The 397-nt window shown below is 75.3% G+C and carries 1 protein-coding gene; it reads right to left on the bottom strand.

Going from position 1 to position 397, the window contains the following annotated elements; translation table 11 throughout:
- Positions 1-360 (bottom strand): FHA domain-containing protein (locus NBZ83_RS32715; RefSeq protein WP_261576577.1); only part of this gene is annotated, 360 nt, incomplete at its 3' end.
- Positions 361-397 lie beyond the last annotated feature (37 nt).

Raw genomic sequence — 397 nt, forward strand, 5'->3', positions numbered from 1 at the left:
GGCGAGGACTGTCTCCTGGTCGGCGACGTCCGGGGCAGCGGGTGGGGCGGCCGGGCGGGGCGCCGGCGGCGGGATCAGGATGACGAGTGGGCCGTTTGTGGCGCCGATGTGCACCCGGACCTCGCCGCCGGTGAGCGCGACGGTGGCGGAGCGGGTGCCGTCGACCCAGATGCCGTTGGAGCTGATGTCGCGGGCTAGCCAGCCGGCGTCGCTGGGCTCCAGCCGCAGGTGGCGGCGGGAGACCCGGCCGTCGGCGATGACGACGTCGCAGTCCCGGCCGCGGCCGACGACGTGCTCGCGGTCGGGCGATAGGACGGTCTCGCCGGCTGGGGTGACGATCCGCAGCCTTGTCGGGTCCACTGCTTGTCCTCTCGAAGCTGCCCGGCCGGTGGCGGGG

Source organism: Frankia gtarii (assembly GCF_025403375.1).
GTDB classification, from domain to species: Bacteria; Actinomycetota; Actinomycetes; order Frankiales; family Frankiaceae; genus Frankia; species Frankia gtarii.